General features: G+C 62.3%; 28 protein-coding genes and 2 pseudogenes. 13 read left to right on the top strand and 17 right to left on the bottom strand.

The window, feature by feature from the left end; genetic code table 11:
* The 5 genes and pseudogenes from JWP26_RS12320 to purU form a co-directional block, all read left to right on the top strand.
* A pseudogene (locus tag JWP26_RS12320) lies at positions 1–204 on the top strand (fatty acid desaturase); the annotation flags it as partial.
* Positions 205–304: 100 nt separating this feature from the next.
* On the top strand, positions 305–616 hold the full coding sequence (locus JWP26_RS12315) for a MocE family 2Fe-2S type ferredoxin (protein WP_299727828.1): 312 nt from the start codon (positions 305–307) through the stop codon (positions 614–616).
* 7 nt (positions 617–623) lie between these two features.
* On the top strand, positions 624–1,847 hold the full coding sequence (locus JWP26_RS12310) for an FAD-dependent oxidoreductase (protein ID WP_299727825.1): 1,224 nt from the start codon (positions 624–626) through the stop codon (positions 1,845–1,847).
* A 208-nt stretch (positions 1,848–2,055) separates the two neighbouring features.
* Positions 2,056–2,850, top strand: a complete 795-nt coding sequence (locus JWP26_RS12305; protein ID WP_299727822.1) for a 3-methyl-2-oxobutanoate hydroxymethyltransferase — start codon at positions 2,056–2,058, stop codon at positions 2,848–2,850.
* A 14-nt stretch (positions 2,851–2,864) separates the two neighbouring features.
* Entirely contained in the window at positions 2,865–3,764 is a 900-nt protein-coding gene (gene purU / locus JWP26_RS12300) for a formyltetrahydrofolate deformylase (protein ID WP_299727818.1), read from the top strand.
* 149 nt (positions 3,765–3,913) lie between these two features.
* Here the strand turns inward: purU and JWP26_RS12295 are convergent, their stop codons facing one another.
* On the bottom strand, positions 3,914–4,477 hold the full coding sequence (locus JWP26_RS12295; protein WP_299727815.1) for a MarR family winged helix-turn-helix transcriptional regulator: 564 nt from the start codon (positions 4,475–4,477) through the stop codon (positions 3,914–3,916).
* 121 nt (positions 4,478–4,598) lie between these two features.
* Between JWP26_RS12295 and JWP26_RS12290 the strand changes: the two genes are divergently transcribed.
* Together JWP26_RS12290 and JWP26_RS12285 are read left to right on the top strand one after the other, a co-directional pair.
* Positions 4,599–6,125 carry an MDR family MFS transporter gene (locus JWP26_RS12290; RefSeq protein WP_299727812.1) on the top strand — a complete coding sequence of 509 codons (1,527 nt, stop codon included), beginning with the start codon at positions 4,599–4,601 and terminating at the stop codon, positions 6,123–6,125.
* A 58-nt stretch (positions 6,126–6,183) separates the two neighbouring features.
* Entirely contained in the window at positions 6,184–7,209 is a 1,026-nt protein-coding gene (locus JWP26_RS12285) for a Gfo/Idh/MocA family oxidoreductase (RefSeq protein ID WP_299727809.1), read from the top strand.
* On the opposite strand, the gene JWP26_RS12280 is transcribed toward JWP26_RS12285, so the two are convergent.
* From JWP26_RS12280 to JWP26_RS12255, 6 genes are all read right to left on the bottom strand, one after another.
* Complete coding sequence (locus JWP26_RS12280) at positions 7,206–7,661, bottom strand: MerR family transcriptional regulator (RefSeq protein WP_299727832.1); 456 nt, start codon at positions 7,659–7,661, stop codon at positions 7,206–7,208. The genes JWP26_RS12285 and JWP26_RS12280 overlap by 4 nt on opposite strands.
* A 124-nt stretch (positions 7,662–7,785) precedes the next feature.
* Positions 7,786–8,097, bottom strand: a complete 312-nt coding sequence (locus tag JWP26_RS12275) for an integration host factor subunit alpha (RefSeq protein WP_299727806.1) — start codon at positions 8,095–8,097, stop codon at positions 7,786–7,788.
* A gap of 249 nt (positions 8,098–8,346) precedes the next feature.
* The gene (locus JWP26_RS12270; RefSeq protein ID WP_299727803.1) at positions 8,347–9,324 is read right to left on the bottom strand and encodes a beta-ketoacyl-ACP synthase III; all 978 of its coding nucleotides are present in this window, start codon (positions 9,322–9,324) and stop codon (positions 8,347–8,349) included.
* The gene (gene plsX / locus JWP26_RS12265) at positions 9,321–10,388 is read right to left on the bottom strand and encodes a phosphate acyltransferase PlsX (protein ID WP_299727800.1); all 1,068 of its coding nucleotides are present in this window, start codon (positions 10,386–10,388) and stop codon (positions 9,321–9,323) included. Before plsX ends, JWP26_RS12270 begins: the two co-directional genes overlap by 4 nt.
* A gap of 162 nt (positions 10,389–10,550) precedes the next feature.
* A complete protein-coding gene (locus JWP26_RS12260) occupies positions 10,551–11,108 on the bottom strand; it encodes a DUF177 domain-containing protein (protein WP_299727797.1) in 558 nt (185 codons plus the stop codon).
* Complete coding sequence (locus tag JWP26_RS12255) at positions 11,105–11,632, bottom strand: ubiquinol-cytochrome C chaperone family protein (protein ID WP_299727794.1); 528 nt, start codon at positions 11,630–11,632, stop codon at positions 11,105–11,107. Before JWP26_RS12255 ends, JWP26_RS12260 begins: the two co-directional genes overlap by 4 nt.
* Before the next feature lie 156 nt (positions 11,633–11,788).
* On the opposite strand from JWP26_RS12255, the gene JWP26_RS12250 reads away from it, so the two are divergent.
* Positions 11,789–12,238, top strand: a complete 450-nt coding sequence (locus JWP26_RS12250) for an outer membrane protein assembly factor BamE (RefSeq protein ID WP_299727791.1) — start codon at positions 11,789–11,791, stop codon at positions 12,236–12,238.
* A 77-nt stretch (positions 12,239–12,315) separates the two neighbouring features.
* On the opposite strand, the gene nusB is transcribed toward JWP26_RS12250, so the two are convergent.
* From nusB to glyA, 4 genes are all read right to left on the bottom strand, one after another.
* Positions 12,316–12,810 carry a transcription antitermination factor NusB gene (gene nusB, locus JWP26_RS12245; RefSeq protein ID WP_299727788.1) on the bottom strand — a complete coding sequence of 165 codons (495 nt, stop codon included), beginning with the start codon at positions 12,808–12,810 and terminating at the stop codon, positions 12,316–12,318.
* A gap of 58 nt (positions 12,811–12,868) precedes the next feature.
* Entirely contained in the window at positions 12,869–13,342 is a 474-nt protein-coding gene (locus JWP26_RS12240; RefSeq protein ID WP_299727785.1) for a 6,7-dimethyl-8-ribityllumazine synthase, read from the bottom strand.
* Positions 13,343–13,438: 96 nt separating this feature from the next.
* Positions 13,439–13,918 (bottom strand): transcriptional regulator NrdR, encoded by a 480-nt coding sequence (gene nrdR, locus JWP26_RS12235; protein ID WP_299727782.1) that lies wholly within the window; start codon positions 13,916–13,918, stop codon positions 13,439–13,441.
* 8 nt (positions 13,919–13,926) lie between these two features.
* A complete protein-coding gene (glyA, locus tag JWP26_RS12230; RefSeq protein WP_299727779.1) occupies positions 13,927–15,231 on the bottom strand; it encodes a serine hydroxymethyltransferase in 1,305 nt (434 codons plus the stop codon).
* A gap of 197 nt (positions 15,232–15,428) precedes the next feature.
* Here glyA and JWP26_RS12225 point away from each other — a divergent pair, with 197 nt between their 5' ends.
* On the top strand, positions 15,429–15,881 hold the full coding sequence (locus tag JWP26_RS12225; protein ID WP_299727776.1) for a BA14K family protein: 453 nt from the start codon (positions 15,429–15,431) through the stop codon (positions 15,879–15,881).
* A gap of 118 nt (positions 15,882–15,999) precedes the next feature.
* On the opposite strand, the gene JWP26_RS12220 is transcribed toward JWP26_RS12225, so the two are convergent.
* The 4 genes from JWP26_RS12220 to JWP26_RS12205 form a co-directional block, all read right to left on the bottom strand.
* Positions 16,000–16,203 (bottom strand): hypothetical protein, encoded by a 204-nt coding sequence (locus JWP26_RS12220; RefSeq protein ID WP_299727773.1) that lies wholly within the window; start codon positions 16,201–16,203, stop codon positions 16,000–16,002.
* 101 nt (positions 16,204–16,304) lie between these two features.
* Positions 16,305–17,510: a L,D-transpeptidase family protein gene (locus JWP26_RS12215; protein ID WP_299727770.1), complete on the bottom strand. Its 1,206-nt coding sequence runs from the start codon at positions 17,508–17,510 to the stop codon at positions 16,305–16,307.
* Positions 17,511–17,918: 408 nt separating this feature from the next.
* Positions 17,919–18,428, bottom strand: a complete 510-nt coding sequence (locus tag JWP26_RS12210) for a MarR family transcriptional regulator (RefSeq protein WP_299727767.1) — start codon at positions 18,426–18,428, stop codon at positions 17,919–17,921.
* Between the two features lie 200 nt (positions 18,429–18,628).
* Positions 18,629–19,018 carry a hypothetical protein gene (locus tag JWP26_RS12205; RefSeq protein ID WP_299727765.1) on the bottom strand — a complete coding sequence of 130 codons (390 nt, stop codon included), beginning with the start codon at positions 19,016–19,018 and terminating at the stop codon, positions 18,629–18,631.
* Between the two features lie 97 nt (positions 19,019–19,115).
* Here JWP26_RS12205 and hemB point away from each other — a divergent pair, with 97 nt between their 5' ends.
* From hemB to JWP26_RS12190, 3 genes are read left to right on the top strand one after another with little or no spacing between them, the layout of a single operon-like run.
* Complete coding sequence (gene hemB, locus JWP26_RS12200) at positions 19,116–20,129, top strand: porphobilinogen synthase (RefSeq protein ID WP_299727763.1); 1,014 nt, start codon at positions 19,116–19,118, stop codon at positions 20,127–20,129.
* Positions 20,130–20,186: 57 nt separating this feature from the next.
* Positions 20,187–20,708: an RDD family protein gene (locus JWP26_RS12195; protein ID WP_299727761.1), complete on the top strand. Its 522-nt coding sequence runs from the start codon at positions 20,187–20,189 to the stop codon at positions 20,706–20,708.
* Between the two features lie 60 nt (positions 20,709–20,768).
* Positions 20,769–21,497, top strand: a complete 729-nt coding sequence (locus JWP26_RS12190) for an arginyltransferase (RefSeq protein ID WP_299727759.1) — start codon at positions 20,769–20,771, stop codon at positions 21,495–21,497.
* Positions 21,498–21,536: 39 nt separating this feature from the next.
* Here the strand turns inward: JWP26_RS12190 and JWP26_RS12185 are convergent, their stop codons facing one another.
* Positions 21,537–21,845, bottom strand: a complete 309-nt coding sequence (locus JWP26_RS12185; RefSeq protein ID WP_299727757.1) for a Dabb family protein — start codon at positions 21,843–21,845, stop codon at positions 21,537–21,539.
* Between the two features lie 14 nt (positions 21,846–21,859).
* A pseudogene (locus tag JWP26_RS12180) lies at positions 21,860–22,219 on the bottom strand (DNA topoisomerase IV subunit A); the annotation flags it as partial.
* Positions 22,220–22,221: 2 nt separating this feature from the next.
* Here JWP26_RS12180 and JWP26_RS12175 point away from each other — a divergent pair.
* A complete protein-coding gene (locus tag JWP26_RS12175) occupies positions 22,222–22,647 on the top strand; it encodes a methyltransferase domain-containing protein (RefSeq protein WP_367184122.1) in 426 nt (141 codons plus the stop codon).
* Positions 22,648–22,681: the final 34 nt, after the last annotated feature.

The raw sequence follows: 22,681 nt of genomic DNA, 5'->3' as shown, positions 1-22,681 counted from the left end.
TATCACGCGCTGCCGCGGCTGCATGAGCTGATCAAGCATGACCTGCCGGCCGCGAATGCTTCGATGTGGGACGGGTCTCGCGAGATGGTGCCGGCGTTCCTGCGGCAGTTGCGCAACGAGGATTACTTTCTGAAGCGGGAATTGCCGGCGACGGCGAAGCCGTATCGGGAGGAGTTGCATAGCGATGGGGTGGCGGCGGAGTAGGTCTCCACTCCCGCGGATGGCTCCCCCCACCCTGGCCCTCCCCTCAAGGGGGAGGGGACGATAGAGCCGATGAAGGCTGTAGAATAACGAGGACAAAAATATGGCTGATTGGGTCGAGGCGTGTGGGACCGATGATGTGGAAGAAGAGGATGTGATCCGCTTCGATCACGCGGGACGGGTGTTTGCGATCTATCGCAGCCCGGATGATGAGTACTTTGCCACGGATGGGCTGTGCACGCATGAGCATGTCAGCCTCGCCGATGGGCTGGTGATGGATGAGATCATCGAATGCCCCAAGCATAATGGGCGGTTCAACTACAAGACCGGCGAGGCCAAGGGCGCGCCGGTTTGTGTGAACTTGCGGACCTATCGGGTGAAGGTCGAGGGCGGAGCGGTCTTCGTCGAAGTGTGAGGGCGGCATGAGCAGGCATTTTGTCATCGTCGGGGCAGGAGAGGCCGGAGCGCGGGCGGCGATGGGGCTGCGAGAGCAGGGCTTTGACGGCGACGTGACCTTGGTGGGCGGCGAGACCCACCTGCCCTATGAGCGGCCGCCGCTGAGCAAGGATGGGATGGTGGCGGAGGTGTTTGCCGCCAAGACCATTGCGACGGCGGAGCGGCTGGCTGAGGCGGGTGTGGCGTTTCGCGGTGGCGTGCAAGTTGCGGGAATTGACCGGGCGAGCAAGCGGTTGGCGATGGGGGATGGGGGTGCCCTGCCCTATGACAAATTGCTGTTGGCGACCGGGGCGTCGCCACGGCGGCTGGCTGGGGTCGAGGGCGAGCGGATCGTTTATCTGCGGACCATCGAGGATGCGCAGCGGTTGCGCGGGGTGCTGGGGGCGGGACGGCATATTGCCATTATTGGCGGCGGGTTCATCGGGCTGGAACTGGCGGCCAGTGCGCGGGCGCGGGGCGCGGAGGTGACGCTGATCGAGGCCCTGCCCAGGTTGTTGTCGCGCGGCGTGCCGGAGGCAATTGCCGGGCGGATTGCGGCGCGGCACCTGGCGGGTGGGGTCCGGCTGGTCTTTGGGGATGCGATTGCAGGGATCGAGAGCGGCGCGGGTAGCGCGACGGTGACGCTGGCCAGCGGAATGCGCGTGGAAGCGGACCTGGTGCTGATCGGGATTGGCGCGGTGCCGAATGTGGGGCTGGCCGAGGCGGCGGGACTGTCGATCGACAACGGCATTGCGGTGGATGGGCAATTGGCTACGGGCGATGCGGATATTTTCGCGGCTGGCGACTGTGCGTCGTTCCCGCTGGCGATCTACGGCGGGCGACGGGTGCGGCTGGAAAGCTGGCGCAATGCGCAGGACCATGGGAATTTGGCGGCGCACAATATGCTGGGTGCTGGCGAGGTTGGGGCCAGTGTGCCGTGGTTTTGGAGCGATCAGTATGAGCTGACGCTGCAGATTGCCGGGCTGGCGGATGAAGGGGCTGTGACCGTCGAGCGGGAATTGGCCGAGGGATCGATCCTGTTTCACCTGAGCGCCGACGGACGGTTGGTGGCGGCGAGCGGGATTGGCGTGGGCAATGCGGTGGCCAAGGATATTCGGCTGGCGGAAATGTTGATCGGACGGGGGGCAAGGCCAGATCTGGCGGCGCTGGGCGATCCGGGGGTGAGACTAAAGGGGTTGTTGGCCGCCTGATCTTGTTCCCCTCCCCCGTGAGGGGAGGGTTAGGGTGGGGGTTTGTCAGGCGGAGTGGCTGCTTGCTAATCTCCACTCCTGTTGGAGTTCCCCCACCCTAACCCTCCCCTCAAGGGGGAGGGGATTAGATCGAGCATGTGGCGGGGTGGCGCCACGGCCTGGTGGTTCGACGGCTCACCATGAGGTGGCCCAATTTTGGAGAAAGTCTATGGGTCGAACACGGCCGACAGTGGCGGATTTGAGGGCGCTCAAGGGCAAGCGCCAGCTGTCCATGTTGCGGGTGATGAGCTTACCTGAAGCGGAGGCGGCGGAGCGGGCTGGGGTGGATTTGATCTCGGTGCCGCCTGCCCTGCTCGCGCAAAGAGAATTTCGGGATGCGGCGCCGAATTGCTTTGCGATTCCGGGGCTGGAATATGGGGATTTCGTCACCGCGGACGACTATCTGCGCGGGGCGTTTGCGATGATCAAGGCGAGTGCGGATGCGGTGTATTGCGCGGCCGGGATGGGCACGGTGCGGCGGCTGCGGGATGAGGGTATTCCGGTGTGTGGGCATTCGGGGCTGATCCCCAGCCAGGCGACATGGACAGGCGGGTTCAAGGCCGTCGGCAAGACGGCGGAGACGGCGCGGTTGGTGTGGAACCAGGTCAAGGCGCTGGAGGAGGCCGGGGCGTTTGCGGCGGAAATCGAGGTGGTGCCGAGCGAGGTGGCGGCGGCGATTTCGGCGCGGACGTCGCTGATGCTGATTTCGATGGGGGCCGGGGCGGGTTGCGACGCGCAATATCTGTTTGCGGACGACGTGTTGGGCAGTAATACCGGGCATGTGCCGAGGCATGCGAAGGTGTATCGCAATTTCGCGGCCGAGTATGAGCGGCTGCAGCAGGAACGGGTTGCGGCGTTCAGCGAATATGTTGCCGATGTGCGCGGCGGGGTTTATCCCGAAGCGCGGCATCAGGTCGGGATCGAGGCCGAGGAATTGCGCCAGTTTCTGGCGGAACTGAATTGAGCTTGGAGACGATGATGACTTCTGCTGCTGTGGCGCAGGCTGCCAATGTTGAGACCGCGCTGGAGCAGCCGGGTTATGTGCTGACGCTGAGCTGTGCCGACCGGCCGGGGATCGTGGCGGCGGTGACGACGGAACTGGCGGCGCTGGGCGCCAATATTGCCGAGAGCAACCAATTCTGGGACCGGCAGACCGACATTTTCTTCATGCGGCTGGCGTTTACGGCGCCGGTAGGGGTCGACAGGGACGGGATTGAGCGGGCATTGCGGGCGCCGATCGAGCGGTTTGGGATGAAGACGACGCTGGCGCCGCTGTCGCGCAAGCCCAAGATGGTGATCATGGTCTCCAAGTTCGACCATGCGCTGCTGCACCTGCTGTATCAGATACGGGTGGGGTGGCTGGACGCGGACGTGGTGGGGATTGTGTCCAACCACCCGGACGCCGGCAAGATCGCGGCGGCGGAGAATATTCCGTTCCATCTGTGGCCCGTGGGCAAGGACAACAAGGCCGAGCAGGAAGCCAAGGTGATCGCGCTGGTGCAGGAGAGCGGCGCGGACCTGGTGGTGCTGGCGCGCTATATGCAGGTGTTGAGCAACACGCTATCGACGCGGCTGTTCGGCAAGATCATCAATATCCACCACTCGTTTTTGCCCAGCTTCAAGGGGGCCAAGCCGTATCATCAGGCGCATGATCGGGGGGTCAAGATCATTGGGGCAACGGCGCATTATGTAACGCCGGACCTCGACGAGGGCCCGATCATCGAGCAGGAAACGGCGCGGGTGACGCATTCGATGAGCGCGGATGACCTGGTGGCCGCGGGGCGCGATGTGGAAAGCCGGGTGCTGGCGCGGGCTGTGAAGTTGCACCTGGAGAACCGGGTGATGCTCAATGGGCATAAGACGGTGGTGTTTGGTTAGATGCACTGATTTTCAGGTGATGCCGGTCTGCAAGCCACGGTCTCCTGCGCTTCCGGTGCTCACGTACACATATGTACGCTCCGCTCCGGTTCTCGGAGACCACGCCTTTCGACTCGTCCTGACCTGAAACCCAGCACATCTAGTGCTGACTACTTGGCTCGCGCATTCTTGGTGTCGGACACAGCGGTGCTGAAGCGTCTGAACAGGCGGGCGAAGGTGACGAGGTCTTCTTCGGGCCAGGCGCCGAGGGCTTCGGCAAAGGCGCTCCATTTGTAGTGGCGGATGGCTTCGGCGTGGCTGCGACCGATATCTGTGAGTTCCAGGCCAATGCGGCGGGCGTCGGACTGTGACGCGACCCGGCGAATGATGCCCTTGTCGACGGCGTCGGCGACGATTCGGCTGGCGCGGGACGGATCGATCGCGAGGCGCTCGGCGATCAGGCCAACGGTGATTTCGCCATCTGGGCCGGGGCCATGCTCGATCATGGAGATGATTTCCAGATCGGTGATGTCGATGCCCAATTGCAGGTCACGCAAAGCCAGGCGGCCCAGTTCCTTGCGGGCCATGGAGCGCCGCAGGTTGCCCATATAGGTATCGATATCGATGGTCGCCTGGGCCGCGTCCGGCGTCATGCCGAGTTCGAGCAGTAGCTCACGATGCTCCTCGGTGGGCGGGGCGCAGAATGCGGGCGGCTGTTTGATCGGTTGGTCCATGGGAGTCTCATAGCAATTTGGCGGCAAATGTGAAATAGTGGACTTAGTCATATATATGACATTGACATATATATGCTTATGTCACATGTTTCGCACTATTCCGCGATATATGGTGATCGTTATGACGGACGTCAGTCCTTTTTCCAATTTGTCTCATCGCCACAAGATGGTGATTTATACCGCCCTGCTGATCGGCATGTTCATGGCGGTTCTCGATATGCAAATCGTCGCCACGGCGCTGCCGACCATTGCGGCGGACCTGGGCAATCTCGACCTGTTCAGCTGGGTGGGCGCCGCTTATCTACTGACGACGGCGGCGGTGATGCCGTTCTATGGCAAGCTGGGCGACCTGTTCGGGCGCAAGCAGGTGTTCATGACGGCGATCGTGCTGTTTGTGATTGGCTCGCTGGCGTGCGGGCTGGCGTGGTCGATGCAGAGCCTGATCGCGGCGCGCGTGTTGCAGGCGCTGGGTGGCGGCGGCCTGATGATCACGGCGTTTGGCGTGCTGGCCGACCTGTTCGAGCCGCGCGAGCGGGCGAAGTATCAGGGCTATAGCTCGGCGGTATTCACGGTGGCCAGCATTGTCGGGCCGGCGGCGGGCGGGGTGATCAGCCAGTCGATCGGCTGGGAATATATCTTCCTGATCAACCTGCCAGTGGGCGTGGTGGTCATCCTCATTCTTGCGTTCGGCATGCCGAGCATCAAGACGGGGCGGTGGCCAAGTATCGACTATGTCGGCGGGCTGCTGCTGGCGGGCGCGGTGACGGCGACGGTGTTCTGGGCCGAAGAGGCGATGGGCGGCGGTTACGGCGGGGTGCTGCTGTATATCCTGCCGGCGCTGGCGATCCTGGCGGCCATCGGCTTCGTGCTGGTGGAACGGCGCGCGGTCGAGCCGATCCTGCCGCTGCGACTGCTGACTAACCGGACCATTGCGCTGTCGCTGCTGATGTCGATCGTGGCGGGCGTGGCGACGCTGGGCATGCTCAACTATTTCGCGCTGTTCCTGCAGACGGTGACGGGACTGCCGCCGGCTTACGCTGGACTGTTGTTCCTGCCATCGTCGGTAGGCACTTTGGTGGGCTCGATCTGGACCGGTTACATGATGGCGCGGACCGGGCGGTATAAGGCCTATCCGATGCTGTCGATGGGGTTGGGCGTGATGGTGATGCTGCTGTTCGCGCAGGTCAATGCGACGACCCCGCTATGGGCGATTGGCGTGCTGATGTTCTTCTTCTCGGTCAGCATCGGGCTACAGATGCAGACGCTGATGGCGGCGGTGCAGGCGGCGGCGCCACGCTCAGATGTCGGCGCGGCGACCGGTGCGGTTGGGCTGGCCCGAATGATCGGGGCATCGCTGGGGCTGGCGGCCAATGGCGGGCTGCTGACGGCAGGGCTGCTGCGTGGGCAGGGCACGATCAGCGAAGCCACGCTGGCGACCATGCCGGCGCCGATGACGGAGATGACACCGGCGGCGATTGCGACCCTGCCGGCGGCGGCCGCGCAGGAGGTGGTGCAGGTATTCGGATCGGCATTCACCGGGGTGTTCTACTTCGCCGCTGGCCTGTTCGCGGTGGGCTTCATGATGTCGCTGCTGTTGCAGGATGTGAAACTGCCATCGCGTGCGCCGGTCCCCGTCGCGGGCGAATAGCGTTCTTGACCACCGGTCGGCAATTGTGTCCCCTGCTCGATGAGCGGGGGACTTTTTTATGACCAGAGTTGGCGTTATCGGCTGCGGCTTTTTTGCCGGCAATCACCTGAACGCGTGGAAGCAATTGGCGGGCGAGGGTGTCGAACTGGTCGCGGTATGCGACATGGACGCCGGCAAGGCGCGGGCGGCGGCCGAGGCGTTCGGCATTGCGGGTGTTTACGGCGACGGGGCCGCGATGCTGGCGGCCGAGAAGCTCGATCTGGTGGATATCGTGACCCAGGTGCGCTCGCATAAGCCGCTGGTGGAGCTGTGCCTCAATGCGGGTGTACCCACCATCGTGCAGAAGCCGTTTGCGCTGAGTCTCGACGATTGCGTGGCGATGCGGGACTTGTCAGCGCGGGTGGGTGTGCCGCTGGCGGTGCACGAGAATTTCCGCTTCCAGGCGCCGCTGCAATTGGCCAAGCGGATACTCGACAGCGGCGAGATCGGGCAGGCGAATTGGGCGCGGATCAATTTCCGAACGGCCCACGATATTTATACAGGCCAGCCGTATCTGCGGACCGAAGAGAAGCTGGTGATCAACGACCTGGGCGTGCATGTGCTGGACGTGGCGCGGTTTTTCCTGGGCGAAGCGCGGCACATTTCGGCGGAGACGCAGCATCGGCGGACCGATATCGCGGGCGAGGATACGGCCACCATGCTGGTGCGGCACGAGTTCGGGGCGGTGTCGGTGGTAGAATGCACCTATGAGGCGCGGCGGTTGCCGGACCTGTTTCCGCAGGTGCTGCTGGAGCTGGAGGGCACGCGGGGTTCTGTGGTGGTCAAGGCAAACTATGAGGTGGTGGTGACGGCCGACGGAGCCGCCCGCACGATCACGGCGGAGCCGGACGTCCAGCCGTGGATGCAGCAACCGTGGAATGTGGTGCAGGACAGCGTTGTGGCGACCTGCGCGCATATCCTGAAGGCGTATCGAGCGGGCGAGATGCCCGGCGTGTCGGCAGCGGATAATGTGAAAACGATTGCGCTGTGCGAAGCGGCGTATGAGGCGGCGGAGCGTGAGGTGGCGGTCAGGCCGCGGGGCTAGGTTTCCCTAGCCCGCTCCAATATCCGCTTGCACTCGAGCAATTCGCGCAACACTTCGGAGAGTTTGTTGCGGCTGTCCTGGTCCAGGCTAGGATTGGCGAGCATGACGGCTTCTTCGAGTTCGGCCTCGTCGCTGGCGGCTTCGGCTGCCTCCAGAAGAGGGAGGATTTCGTCGATGGACTTGCCCTCGCCGACGGCGATGACGTAGCGGCTGCCCTGGTCCTTGAGGATGCGCTGCACGCCCTTGATGGTGAAACCCTGATCGTAGAGCAGGTGGCGGATGCCGCGCAGGAGCAGGACGTCCTCGGGGCGGTAATAGCGGCGACCGCCGCCGCGCTTGAGCGGCTTGATGGTGGCGAAGCGGGTTTCCCAGAAGCGCAGCACGTGCTGCGGCAGTTCGAGCTCGTCGGCAGCCTCGGAAATGGTCCGGAACGCGTCGGGAGATTTTTCCACGGCGGTCATGCGCCGGGCCTCAGGCGCATCCGACAGCGAAGCGGCGACTGTTGCCGCACCTGCTTGTATCGTTCACGCGAAAAACCGGCTTCCACTTTTTCGCACGAGGCTCCGGGAGAAGGTCTTATTTTCCAGTACGAACCATAGATTTGTTGATCTTGGATTTCAACACGTTGCTGGGTTTGAACACAAGAACCTGTCGCGGCAGGATGGGAACTTCCTCGCCAGTCTTGGGATTGCGGCCGATCCGCTCGTTCTTGGAGCGCACCTGGAAGGAGCCGAAGGAAGATAGCTTGACGTTGCTGCCGTCGATCAGGGCTTCCCCGATCAGTTCAAGCACTCGTTCAACCAGCTCGGCCGATTCGGTTCGCGATAATCCGACGGAACCGTAGACCGCCTCGGCCAGATCAGCACGCGTCACCGTTTTCTGCGTCATCGACACCCCCGTGTTGCGCAAAGGGCCTAAAATCCCGTCAGCGGGCGACCCTCTCGCACCTCTGACACATTAGATGCCCCAGTCGATTCCCCTAAGAATCGTGCTGCGACGGCAGGGATTTTTCCCTAGTTTTCCGTGCCCGGACTGACTGCAACGCGCCGTAAGGCACCTCGTTCCAGCCTGGTTCCTCCACTCGGAAATGACACTAACGCCTTGAAACACCAGAGGTCAATCTGGTGAAGCGTACGATTACCAGCGGATCAGCGAGGCGGCCCAGGTGAAGCCGCCGCCCATGGCTTCCAACATCACCAGATCGCCTGGCTTGAGGCGGCCATCGGCGAAGGCTTCGTTGAGCGCGAGCGGCACGGAGGCGGCAGAGGTATTGGCATGGCGGTCGACCGTGACGACGACCTTTTCGGGGGGAATGTGCAGCTTGTGCCCTGCCCCGTCGATAATGCGCTTATTGGCCTGGTGCGGAATGAACCAGTCGAGATCCTCGACGCCATAGCCCGTGGTTTCGAACACCGAATTGACCACATCGGTAATCATGCCGACAGCGTGGCGGAAGACTTCCTTGCCTTCCATATGCACGAAGCCCATGCCAAGCGTCGTCGAGGGGCCACCTTGGGTATACAACTTGTCCCAATAGTGGCCGTCCGAGCGCAGGCTGGAAGCCAGTACGCCGCGTTCGGGGGCGTCATCGCCCACATGTTCGACTTCCATCACCACGGCGCCGGCGCCATCGCCGAACAGCACGCATGTAGTGCGGTCATTCCAATCGAGCAGGCGCGAAAAGGTTTCAGCGCCGATGACCAGCGCGCGCTTGGCGAGGCCGTTCTTGAGGTAGCTGTCGGCGGTGGCGACGGCGAAGACGAAGCCCGAGCAGACGGCCTGCAAATCGAAGGCAGCGCCGTGGTGCATGCCGAGCTTGCGCTGCACGATGGTGGCGGTCGAGGGGAAGGTATAATCGGGCGTCGTGGTGGCAACGATGATCAGATCGATATCGGCGGGGGTGAGGCCGGCGCGCTCGAGCGCCTGCTGGGCGGCGGCAAGGGCGAGATCGGAGGTGTACTCGCCATCGGCGGCCAGATAGCGCTGCTTGATGCCGGTGCGCTGCTGAATCCACTCGTCGGAGGTTTCGACGCGCTGCGCCAGCTCGTCATTGGTGACGCGATTGGCCGGCAAATAGCCGCCGACACTGCGGATGATGGAACGCGTCTGAGTCACGCACTGGCCTCGGGTTCGGGTGTGGGCAGGTCCGTCACGGCGCTGACGGGGAAGCGCTGCATGCCTTCGGTGATCTTGTCGATCAGATGGCTGCGGGCCATTTCGTAGCCAAGGCCCAGCGCGCTCTTGAAGCCGACTTCGTCGGTGCCGCCATGGGACTTGATGACGATGCCATTGAGCCCCATGAACACGCCGCCATTGACGGTGCGCGGGTCCATCTTGCGACGCAGGGCATTGAGTGCGGACGTGGCGAGGAGCGCGCCGAGCTTGCTCATCCAATTGGCGCTGAGGGCGCTGCGCAGATAGGACGCAACCTGGCGGGCGGTGCCTTCGGCGGTCTTGAGGGCGATATTGCCCACAAAGCCCTCGGTGACGATGACATCGACGGTGCCCTTGCCGATATCGTCGCCTTCGACAAAGCCGTGATAGGTGAAACCGGCGCCGCTGGCAGCGGCCAGGATGCGCCCGGCCTCCTTGATGGACTCAAGGCCCTTGACCTCTTCGGTGCCGACATTGAGCAGGCCGATAGTGGGGGAGTCCTGGTCGAACAGCGCCCGGGCGAGCGCGGAGCCCAGAATCGCGTAATCCACCAGTTGGCGGGCGTCGGCACCAATCGTGGCGCCCATATCGAGGACGATGATATCACTGCGCAGGGTCGGCCAGATGGCGGCGATGCCGGGGCGCGAAATGCCCTTCATCGGGCGGAGGCAGAAGGTGGACATGGCCATCAGCGCGCCGGTATTGCCGCCGGAAACCGCAACATCGGCCTCGCCGTCCTTGACCGCCTGGATGGACTGCCACATCGAGGAAACGTTCTTGCCCTTGCGCAGGGCCTGGCTGGGCTTTTCGTCCGAAGCGATGACCATTTCGCAATGGCGCACGGTGGAATGGGCCTTGAGCGCGGGAAATTCGTCGAGCAGCGGATTAATCAGCTCCTGCCGCCCGTGGAAAATAAAAGACGTGTTCTTGCGTTCCTTGAGCGCCAGATGGGCGCCATGGATCACCGCACGAGGGGCATTGTCGCCGCCCATGGCATCCACTGAAATTCGAATTGTGTCGGTCATTTCCGCCAATAGTCCGGCCCGCAAGGGTGTGCGAGCCTACTCTTTTGTAACCGCATCGACGCCTGCAAAAAACGAGTTCCCACTGCTTTGCGCGACGCTTGGGGCGCTGGCGCAACATATCTTATCGCCCCTGTGGCGCAAGCCCTCGGACGTGGGCTGCAATCAGGCGCCGTCTTTGTCGTCCGGGTTCTTGAGGGCCTTGAGCCCGGCAAAGGGGCCCTCCTCCTTATCCGCCAGATCGATGCCAAGGGTATCGAGGCTTTCGCCGGGCACGCGTGGATAGGGATCGATGGCGAGGGCGAGGGTTTCGATCAGCAGCGCCGACAGATCGACCTCGTTGCCATCGACGTGGTCGGGAAAATCCTCGTCTTCGAGATCGACGAAAATTTCGGCGCCGGGCGCGGGATTGTGCGGCTTGTCGGGGCCCTGCACGAAGAGCCGATCGACCGGCTCGTCGATATCCTGGGTGACCGGATCGAACGTCACCACGGAGGGCTGCACAATACGCGCGTTCAGGCGGCCCTGGACGCGGATACCGCCGCGCAGCTTCACGGCGGTCAGGGTGGCGTGGAACGCTTCGACCGTGGTGATCTTAAGGATGTCGGCCATGGCTGCAAGCGCCTCGGCGTCGGGCGTCACTTCAAGTTCGCGGCCGGAGGCGGGAAGGCGGTCGAAGCGGATAATGGCGTCGAGAATCGGAGTATCCTGATGGTGGCTCATGCGGCTGCCTCGAAAGCAATGGCGCCGTTGACGATGGTTTCGGCGGATTGGGTGGCGAGGCGGGCGTCTTCGGCCAAGAGGTATTCGGCGAGGGCACGGATATGAGGGCCGTCGGCGCCGTCGAAGACATTGCGGGACAGCACGGCTTCGAGCGCCGATAGGTCGTTGCGGTCCATGGCTTCATTGAGGGCGGCGAGCAGGCCGAAGAAGATATTGCCCATCTTCTGGATCTTTTTGGGAACGGCGAGGTCCCCTGCCCCCATCTCGCGAAGGGATCGATCCATGTCCTTGAAAAACAGATCGAATACGGCCTGGCTGAAATCTTTCTGGCCGGCGTTTTCGGAGCGCAAGCGGCGGAATAGCAGCGCCAGATGCAGGCTGATCATATCGAAGCGGCCGGTGACGGTATCGGGCACCGACCAATCGGCGTAGAAGCGGGGCTGCCGGGATTGCGCCACAATGGCGCGATAGATGGCATAAACCGGCTCGGGGGCAGTTGTCTTGCGGAACAGGGACAGGATCATGGATTGCGCTCGGCGTCTTGATCGGTCATCACACCAGCAAGTCTCTTAACTTGGCCAATGCCAGCTTGCCAGGATGGTCGGTTGGCAGCTAAACATTCCGGCGGCTGCCGCTTGTCGCCACGCCTATAGTCGAGAGCCATCGGGAAAGTCAAATTCATGCCTCTGTCTATCGTTGCCGGTCGATTTGCACCCATCGCCACCGCTGCCATGCTGGCGCTCGTTCTGGCGGGATGCGCGAGCAACATGAGTCTGGTGACCCAGCGGACCCAGGGCTATGAAATTCCCGACACCGCGCTGCAGCAGATCCGCCCCGGCCAAAGCCAGGAACTGGTGACGCTGGTGCTGGGGTCGCCCCAGACCACCAATTCGTTCGGCGACCAGACAGCATTCTATTATGTCGAGACCAAGGTTCAGGAAACCTCGTTCGGCATGAACATGATCAAGTCGCGCACAGTGCTGGCGATCTATTTCGACAAGAACAAGAAGGTTATCGACAAGGCGGTGTATTCGCTGGCCGACGGCAAGGCAGTGACCGTCGAGACGCGCCGCACCCAGTCGTTCGGCGAGGACCGGACGTTCGTGGAACAGATTTTGCAGTCGTTCTAATCAGAACGCAGAGATAGAAAAAAGCCCCGGGAGACCGGGGCTTTTTTGTTGGGTTCGGCTGTGAGGCGAGAGCCCTGCTACTGCGTTTCGGTCAGGTCCGAGCCGGCTTCGCGGGCGATGGCGTCGAGGGCGGCATTGACGAGGCCGGGGGCGTCGTCTTCGTAGAAGGCCTTGGCGATATCGACATATTCGGTAATGACGACGCGGGGCGGAATGTCCTTGCGGCGGAGCAGTTCGAACGCCGCGGCGCGCAGGATGGCCCGCAAGGTGGCGTCGATGCGCTCGACGGGCCAGCCTTCTGACAGCGCGCGATCAACCGCCGGATCGATATCGAGTTGGTGCTTGGCGACGCCGGCGACGATCTGGCGGAAGAAATCGGCATCGGCGGGCAGGTATTGCTCGCCTTCGATCTCACGGCCAAGGTGGAAGGCGCCGAACTGGGCCAGTGTGTCTTCGAGCGTGGCGCGGCCCACATCCATTTGATAGAGCGCCTGGACGGCAGCAAGGCGCGCGGCGCCGCGCTGATTGGCGGAGCGGCTGGCCTGGGGATCGCGTTTGGGGGCGTCGGCCATCAATGGCGTTCCTGCATAATCTTGCCCAAGGGCTGGCAAGCGGTGTTCGGCGTCATGCTCATGCGTTCAATTTCAGTTTGAGGGCAGCCATGGCGAGAGCGGTGCGCGCGGCGCGGCCACCGACATTCTTGCCGACCGTGGCGGTCTGGCCGTGGGCTTCGCCTTCGGTTTCGACCATGACGAGGCCATTGCCGAGCGGCAGGCCATCGACCACGGAGAGTTCGAGGAGAGCGCGGGTGACTTCGGGCACGACGTGGCCGACGGCCACGGTGGTGTTGCGGACGACGACACCCAGCGCGATGAAGCCGTCATAGTCGCCGGCTTCAAGCGCCATAGCGATGGCGGCGGGAATTTCGAGCACGCTGGGGACCGAGACGACATCGTAGCTGGCGCCGGCGGTATCGAGCACTTCGCTGGCGCCCTTGAGGGCTTCGTCGGCCCGATCGGCGTCGTAGCGTGACTCGACGACCAGGAAATGCTGCTCATCGCCAGAGGCAATATCGATGGGAAAAGTCGCGCCTGCCGGGGCCATGTGTCAGTCCTTGTTGCGGAAGTCGCCGATCATCAACCCCATAGTCGCCCCCAGCGGGAACTTCAACCGAATAGGCGACGGAAAAGGGCGGCTGGATCAGTCGTCGTCGACTGCAGCGGGGCCCGGGTCTTTCGCCAGTTCACTGAGGAACGAGCGAAAATCGTCGGCGGCGGAGAAGTTCTTGTAAACCGAAGCGAAGCGCACGAAGGCGACGTCATCGAGGCCCTTGAGGCCTTCCATGACATATTCGCCGATCTGGTCGGAGGTGACTTCGACTTCGCCCAGCGATTCGAGCTGGCGGACGATGCCCGAAATCATGCGCTCGCTGCGTTCGGGATCGACCGAGCGCTTTCGCAGCGCAGTATTGACCGAGCGCGCGAGCTTTTCGCGGTCGAACGGGACCTTGCGGCCGCTCTTCTTGACCACGGTGAGGTCGCGCAGCTGCACGCGCTCGAACGTGGTGAAGCGGCCGCCGCAGCCCGAACAGATGCGGCGGCGGCGGATGGCGCCGGAGTCTTCGGTGGGGCGACTGTCCTTGACCTGGGTGTCGTCGTTACCGCAATAGGGACAGCGCATTACAGGTCCTAGCTCGCGTAGATCGGGAAGCGGGCGGTGAGCGCCTGGACCTTGTCGCGCACAGCCGCTTCGACGGCGGCATTACCCTCGTCGGAATTGCTGACGCGCAGGCCATCGAGCACTTCAACGATCAGATCGCCGATTTCCTGGAATTCGGCGACGCCGAAGCCCCGAGTCGTGCCCGCCGGAGTGCCCAGGCGAATGCCCGAGGTGACGAACGGCTTTTCCGGATCGAAGGGAATGCCGTTTTTGTTGCAGGTGATGAACGCACGGCCGAGGCCCTGCTCGGCGCGCTTGCCGGTGGCATTCTTGGCGCGCAGGTCGACCAGCATCAGGTGATTGTCGGTGCCGCCGGAGACGACCTCCAGGCCATGCGACTTCAACCGCTCGGCCAGCGCCTTGGCGTTGGCGACGACCTGGGCGGCGTAGGCCTTGAATTCGGGCTGCAGCGCTTCCTTGAAGGCCACTGCCTTGGCGGCGATGACGTGCATCAGCGGCCCGCCTTGCAGGCCGGGGAACACGGCGGAATTGATCTTCTTGGCCAGATCCTCGTCATTGGTAAGGATCATGCCGCCGCGCGGACCGCGCAGGGACTTGTGGGTGGTGGTGGTGGTGACATGGGCATGGGGCACCGGCGAGGGGTGCACGCCGCCAGCCACGAGGCCGGCGATATGGGCCATATCGACCATCAGGTAAGCGCCGACTTCATCGGCGATGGCGCGAAAGCGCGCCCAATCCCAGAAGCGCGAATAGGCCGTGCCACCGGCCAGAATCAGCTTGGGCTTGTGCTCACGGGCGAGGCGCTCGACTTCTTCCATATCCAGCAGGTGATCGTCGCGGCGCACGCCGTAAGAGACGACGTTGAACCACTTGCCGCTCATATTGACCGGCGAGCCGTGGGTCAGGTGACCGCCAGAGTTCAGGTCGAGGCCCATGAAGGTGTCGCCGGGCTGCAGTAGGGCCAAGAACACGGCCTGGTTCATCTGCGAGCCGGAATTGGGCTGCACGTTGGCGAACTTGGCGCCAAAGAGTTGCTTGGCGCGCTCGATGGCCAGGGTTTCGGCCACGTCTACGAACTGGCAGCCGCCATAGTAGCGCTTGCCCGGATAGCCCTCGGCATACTTGTTGGTCATGATCGAGCCCTGCGCTTCAAGCACGGCGCGCGAGACGATGTTTTCCGAGGCGATCAGCTCGATTTCATGCTGCTGGCGGCCCAATTCATTCTGGATCGCGCCGGCGATTTCGGGATCGGTATCGGCCAGCGAAGCGCTGAAGAAAGCGGGGAATAGCGGAAGGGAATTTGCAGCGCTCATGGGCGATCTCCTGGGGCTTTCCCGAGATGTTGTGCTGGGCATGGGGTGTTGACGCAGCCTGTAGCACAAACCCAAGCGCCAATCCAAGCGTCGCGGCGCGATTTCGTAGGGTTTGACGCAACCCTGAGCGCCATCTGCGCATTGCCTTGGCAGAGACTGGAATATCCGGTCGCGGGTGGGTCTTCAGGAGACACAAAATGAACGTTTTGAGCAAGGGACTTACAGCGCTGGCGCTGGTCGCCACCGTGGCGATTTCCAGTGTGGTTCCGACGCAGGCGCAGAGTGTGCAGTTCGGTTACGGCCAGCGCGACCGCGTCATCACCAGCTATTGCGATCGCAATCCGCGTGACCGCGATTGCCGCAGCTATTATGGCGGCGGCTGGCACGATTCTGATTACAACCGCTTCTACCGCTCGCGCCGCAGCGGGTTGGACAATATCGCCAGCGGCCTGTTCGGCTTTGGCTTCGGTGCCATCCTGGGCAGCGCGCTCGCCAATTCCAACAATAACGACCGGGTGATTGGTCGCGTCTACAACGGCGGCAATAGCAATTCTCACGTTCAGGCTTGCTCCGCCCGCTATCGTTCGTATGACGCCCGCACCGACACCTTCATGGGTTACGACGGCTATCGTCACGCCTGCAACCTCTAGCAGCGCAGTTCGTTCAGTTGAAAGCCCCGGGAAACCGGGGCTTTTTTGTTAGCGCTGCATTTTCGTCCGACGTCGTGGGTGATGCATGTCAGCGCAATATGGCGACTGGCAAGGCGATCTAAAACCGCCGCGGTTCGGGTTTCAGCGGGGCATCGCCCAGCTTCTTGCGCAGCTTGGCCAGCGCCACCTGCTGCATCTGGGTTCGGGTGGCGACAACGGGGGTGATGACGATGACCTCGGTGCCCGTTGGCACGTGGATGGCGGCGACGCGCATCTGCTGGCCGACCTGCACGAATTCGAAAAGGACTTCTCCGTCAGTCATCTGCCCTGCCCTCCGGCCAAGGCCAGAATGCCCGAGTCTCGACCAAATGCGAACGCCCTCCGCGATGGGAGGGCGTTTGCTTATTCGGGAAGCGAAAAAGACTAAGCCTGGTCGAAGGTGACCTTGCCCTGCTCATCGAACTTATAAACGTCATCGCGGAAGCTGACGGTGCCCTGCTTGTTGGCCCAGGCGGTGATGTAGGTGGTGTGCAGCGGCACGCGAGCCTTGCAATCGACATCGAGGCGTTCGTTGGACTCGAAGGTCTGGTCGACGCGGGCCTGATCCCAATCGCCATTGTCGCGCAGCAGCCAGTTGACCAACTGGTTGACGCCTTCGACGCGAACGCAACCCGAGGAATGGAAGCGGGCGTTTTCGCCGAACAGTGCCTTGGTGGGCGTGTCGTGCAGGTAGCAATCATAGGGATTGAAGAAGTTGATCTTGCAATGGCCCATGGAATTTTCGGCGCCCGGCTCCTGGCGGTACATGTAGTTCACCGCCTGGCCGATATTGGTCCAATCGATGGTCTCCGGGGAAATCTCGTTGCCCTTGCCGTCGTAGATATGGATATTCTGCTTGGCGAGGTACTGCGGATCTTCCTGCATGTATTTGGTCAAATCCTGCTGGATCAATGACTTGGGCACGTGCCAGTAGGGGTTGAAATTGATCTGGGTGACTTTGCTGGCCATGATCGGTGTGGCGCGCTCGACGCGCCCGACGACCGCCGTATGGCGCTGCTCGACCATGCCGCCATTGACGGCCTCGATGGTGGCGGCGGGAATGTTGACCACGACATAGCGATCGGACAGGTTCGCGGCCATTGTCTGTACGCGCGTGGCATTGAGGTAAAGCTGGTTGAGACGGGTCTGGGCCGGCACGTTCATGGCGTACCAGGTCGGCTCATCGACCTGACCATTGACGATGAGGCCATGGCGCGCCTGGAAGGCACGCACGCCGGCATCGGCGGTCTGGTCAAAGGTATCGCTGACATTGTCGACGAACGGCATGTCGCCCGACTGGATGAGGCGGCGTTTGAGCTGGATGGCGGCCTTGCCGCTCTTGCCAACGCTCAAATTGTAGGCCTCTTGCGGTATTTCTTCCCAACCGCCATTGGCCACGAAGGGCTCGTACTGCGAAATCGCCAGTTGAAGATTGTAGGCCGTATCAAATGACAGGATCGGCTCGTTGGTTTCAATCAAAGCCTGGGCCGCGCTGGTGTTGCCGGCCTGATCGACCTCGCGCAACACCTGGTTGCGACCGAACATATCCAGAATCGACTCTTGGGCGCGGGCGCCGGCTGGCAGAGCCACAGATGCCCCCGCCAAAGCCATGGAGCGGAGGAGAGTACGTCGATTGAGCCGCATTAAATCACCCGAATTGCCTAGCCGCGAAGCTGTCAGTTTTTACCATTGCGTCCCGCCGGTCACAATGTCGGTCAACCGACTGTGAACCCGTAAAGGTTTGTGAACCAAGATTATGCGGGAAATGGTTTCAAACCACTCAACGTCCTCTCTTAGGGTGATTTGCGGCAGGAATGTGAAAACGCCAGCGCGAGGCTGGCGTTTGCTTTCAGGTGTGGCGGGCAGGCAACAATTCGGCTGATCCCGGTCTGCAAATGGCGGTCTTCTGCGCTTCCGATCCTCACGTACTGGTGTACGTTCCGATCCGGTTCTCGAAAACCACCATTTTCGACTCGGCTGAGCCGAATGCGTTCAAGCTTAGAGCTTGTACAGGATCTGATCGACCCAGAAGCGTTCGAGGCGAGCCAGGGCCTTGTTGAGGCCGTCGAATTCGTCGTCGCCCAGGCCGCCGACCTTGTCGATCGACTTGAGGTGACGATCATAGAGTTCGTCGATGACTTCGGCGACTTCTTCGCCCTTTGGGGTCAGCTTGATGCGGACCGAGCGGCGGTCGGTGCGCGAGCGTTCCTGGAAGATGTAGCCGGTTTCGACCAGCTTCTTGAGGATGTAGGAGACGTAGCTGCCCAGATAGTAACCGCGGGAGCGCAGTTCACCGGCGGTCAGCTCGGCATCGCCGATGTTGAACATCAGCAGCGCCTGGACAGGGTTGATATCGTCCCAGCCCATGCGGTCGAACTCGTCCTTGATCAGATCGAGCAGGCGACGATGCAGACGCTCGACCCGGGAAACAGCCTCGAGATAAAGCGGCTTCAAGCTCTGGGTACGTTCCGGGACCATAGCCTCGGCGGCGTTGGATTTGATTGCCATTTCTAGCCTCACTGTTGTTCCGACTGTGCGATTTTTCGCATCTCATGAGGCCAAACTACGGCTGTCGAACTAAGATCGACCTAAGCCGCACGCTTAAAACTATCTTACTGGAATAGTTCGAGAATTTGGCTTTATTCTTCGTTACACCAGTGCATAAAGTTGTAACCTAAACAGGGTGTCAACGTGGCGTTAGTCGCCCGTTAGTCATGTGCCTGGGCGCGGCGAAGGCGGACGCCGAGCACGAAGATGATGAGGATCGAGACCAGCAAAAGCAGGCGAACGGCGAAACCGAAGGCGCTCATGCGGATGTCGGGATTGCCCATCAGGTAGAGCACCATTTCAATGAAGGTGGCGGCGGCGAGCAGTACGGCGCCCCAGCTCGCCTTGATCCATAGGCCCACCGCCGCGAACAGCCGCGTCAGCGAGAAAATGGCCAGATAGACGAAGCCGGTCATGCCCAGGGTCGCCATGGGCGAGACATTGCCGAGATTGACGCCGAGCAGGCGCGCGGCATCGTTGAGCCCCAGCAACAGGCTGATGATGGCGACGATGCGGATATAAATGCTGATGGCGGGTGCGTTGAAATCCATGGCGGTTTTCTAGCCTTTGGCCAAGGCTGCGACAAGCTACGCCTTTAAGCTGTGAACGGCGGCTGGTAAGAAGCCACAGCATTTGTGGAGACGGACGATGGCCGAGCAGTGGAACAAGCACGACATGGAGTTCCTGGGCGGCCGCCGGTTGCGCCGGACACGTCGGACGGCGTGGAGCCGGGCCATGGTGCGCGAGACCGTGCTGACGCCGAGCGACCTGATCTGGCCGCTGTTCGTCATCGAGGGGCATAATGAAAAGACGGCGATCCGCACCATGCCGGGGGTGGAGCGGCTGAGCGTGGATTTGTGTGTCGCGGCGGCGCGCGAGGCGAGGGATGCGGGGATACCGGCGCTGGCGCTGTTTCCCAATACGCCAGAGCATTTGCGCAGCGAGAACGCTGCGGAGGCTTACAATCCGGATAATCTGATGTGCCGGGCCCTGAGTGCGATCAAGGATGCGGTGCCCGAGATCGGGCTGATCGCCGACGTGGCGCTGGATGAATATTCTAGCGACGGCCAGGACGGGCTGGTGCGCGACGGCGAGGTGCTGAACGACGAGACCATCGAGGTGATGATCCGCTCGGCGCTGGTGCAGACGCGGGCGGGGGCGGATATCATTGCGCCGTCGGACATGATGGACGGGCGCGTGGCGGCCATCCGCATGGCGCTGGATGCCGAGGGGCATGAGCAGACGCAGATCATGGCTTATGCCGCCAAGTATGCGTCGTTCTTCTATGGGCCGTTCCGCGAGGCGGTCGGCTCGGGGGCGCGGCTCAAGGGCGACAAGAAGACCTATCAGATGGACTATGCCAATTCCGACGAGGCGTTGCGCGAGATTGCGCAGGACATCGAGGAAGGCGCGGACAGCGTCATGGTCAAGCCGGGCATGCCGTATCTGGACATCGTGCGGCGGGCCAAGGACGCGTTCAATATCCCGATTTATGCGTACCAGGTGAGCGGGGAATACGCGATGATCGAGATAGCGGCGGCGGCGGGGGCGATCGATCGCAAAGGGGCGATTCTGGAGAGCCTATATGCGTTCAAGCGCGCAGGCGCCAACGGGGTGCTGACGTATTTTGCGCTGGAGGTGGCGCGGGACTTGGGCCGGTAACCACTTTTTTGTGCCCAGCCTCTTGCGGAGGGGGCAAGCGGTGGCAATCTGATTGGCATGGACCAGACCAATCAGAATAGCCGCCCTACCCTGCCCGATCCGTCGACGGCTCCCGAGCTATTCGAGGGGCTGCTGACAAGGCGGGTCGCTGCGTGGTTCATCGACGTGTTGGTGATGAGCGCGTTGATCGCGGTGTTCAGTATTTTCGGGTTGATCGCCGGCTTTTTGACCTTTGGGTTGGCGTGGCTGGCCATGATCCTCGTCATTCCGGCAACCGTGGTGCTGTATTACGGCGCGACGCTGGGTTCGGCGCGGCGCGCGACGCTCGGCATGCAGGCCATGGACCTGGTGCTGACGCCGACTCGCGGGCAGCCGCTGAATGGCCCCATGGCGTTTGTTCACGCGGCGGTGTTCTGGATCACGATCTGGATTTCCGCGCCGATCTCGCTGCTGTTCGCGCTGTTCACGCCGCGCCGGCAGATGATTCACGACCTGATCGTGGGCACTTTGATGGTGCGCCGATCGCCAATGGAGCGGCATTGGCGCGCGGAGAATCCGCGCGGCGAGCCTGCTTATTGAAGCGTTGCGGGTGAGCGCCGGCAGGACTACACTGGCCTGATGCCATTGGCAGGGCTTTAGATGACCGACCAGACTCCGGAAACCACGCAGCTGTTCCTGACCGCGGCGATGCCTTGCCCGTATCTTCCGGGCAAGCAGGAGCGCAAGCTGTTCACGCATCTGACCGGGCGGCGGGCATCGAGCCTGCATCACCTGCTCAGCGAGAACGGGTTTCGGCGTAGTCAAAACTTGATCTATCGCCCGGCCTGCGAGGGCTGCAATGCGTGCCAGTCGGTGCGGATCGTGGCGGATGCGTTTGCGCCTTCGGGGCGGTTTCGGCGGGTCGAGGCCAAGAATAGCGATTTGAGCGTGGACGTTCGGCCGCCGATCGCAACCAGCGAGCAATACGATCTGTTCAAGCGCTATCTGGAGTCGCGCCATGCCGGCGGCGGCATGAACCAGATGAGCTTTGTCGACTACGAATACATGGTCGAGGATACGCCGGTGCAGTCCGTGCTGGTCGAGTATCGGTTGCGCGACCATCCCGATCAACCGCTGGTGGCGGTGGCGCTGACCGATGTGATGCCCGATGGGCTGTCGATGGTTTACAGCTTTTACGATCCCGACCTGGCGCATCGGAGCTTGGGGACCTTCCTCATTCTCGACCATATCGCGCAGGTGCGCTCGGCGGAGCTAGGATATGTCTATCTGGGGTACTGGGTGAAAGATTCCCCGAAAATGGCCTACAAGGCGGATTATCAGCCGTTGCAGGTGCAGAAGGGTCCGCTGGGGTGGTGCCCGCTGGTTTGAGCTTTCTCACCTCTCCTTTTGGGGGAGAGGTGAAGAGCTTCAAACGTCCAGATCGAACACAATCAATCCGTCCACGCCGCCTTCGAGGGCGGCGACGAGGCGGGTTCCGGCGGCTTGGTGGGCGGGGTCGGTGAGGTAGGCATCGCGGGCGGCGGCGTCGCGCATGTCCATGATGAAGCCATCATTGAAGCCCTTGCCGAGGCCTTCGGGGGAGACGTTGGGACCGAATGTGGCGGAGAGCAGGCCGTCGATCGGGCCAACAAGGGCGCCGAGCTGGGCGTAGATGCCGTCGCGCTCGGATTGTGGAACGTCGGCGCGGAATTTGAAGAAGACGCAGTGGCGGATCATGACGCTTCGCTCTCTCAGCCGACGAACTTATTGTTTTTGGGGAAGCCGTTCGGGGGTTGGCGGCCAGCGGTGGCGCGGTCGCCGGACCAGTCGGTGAGCTCTTCCATGGGCTTGGTGTAGGTGCGGCCGGAGCTGTCCATCCAGGTCAGGCCATCGGCGGCGTAGAAGGTTTTGAGGTCGGAGACGCCGCCGTCCTTGTATTTTTGCAGGCGGACGCCCTTGCCGCGGCCCATTTCGGCGAGTTGGGCCAGTGGGAAGACGAGCAGCTTGCGGTTTTGGCCGATGATGGCGACGCGGTCGCCGGCCAGCGGCACCAGAAGCTTGGCCTCGTCGGGCGCGGTGACGTTGAGGATCTGCTTGCCCTTGCGGGTATTGAATCATCGAGCACGTCGCGCATCCCGACGATTTCCTGGCCAAAATCGCTGCGCTCGTTATGCCGGGCGGCTCTATCGTGATGACGACACCGAACGGCGGCTACTTCAAGAACCGCCTCCCGAAATTTTCCAACTGCGTCGACCCGGCCGTTTTCGAGTCGATGCAATTCAAGCCAAATGCCGATGGCCACATCTTTCTTCTTCACACCGACGAGATCGAGCCGCTGGCCCGGCGCGCGGGATTGGAGGTGGAAAAGATCGTGCTCTTCACCAGCCCGCTGACCGCCGGGCACGTGAAAACCGAACCGCTCCTGAAAATATTGCCCCGACCAATTGTGCAGGTCGCGGAAACCGTCAGCCGATCTCTCCCGTCGACGCTAAAGAAGAAAGCACTCGTCCAAATGGCCGTCCGGTTTCGCAAACCCTAGTTCGGAGGGACGAGCTTCCGCTCGTCCGACTTTT

Origin of the sequence: Devosia sp., from assembly GCF_028290435.1 — a bacterium.
Classification (GTDB): Bacteria; Pseudomonadota; Alphaproteobacteria; order Rhizobiales; family Devosiaceae; genus Devosia.
The sequence above is the reverse complement of the archived record's forward strand: the minus strand, read 5'-3'. Positions and strand labels throughout refer to the sequence as shown.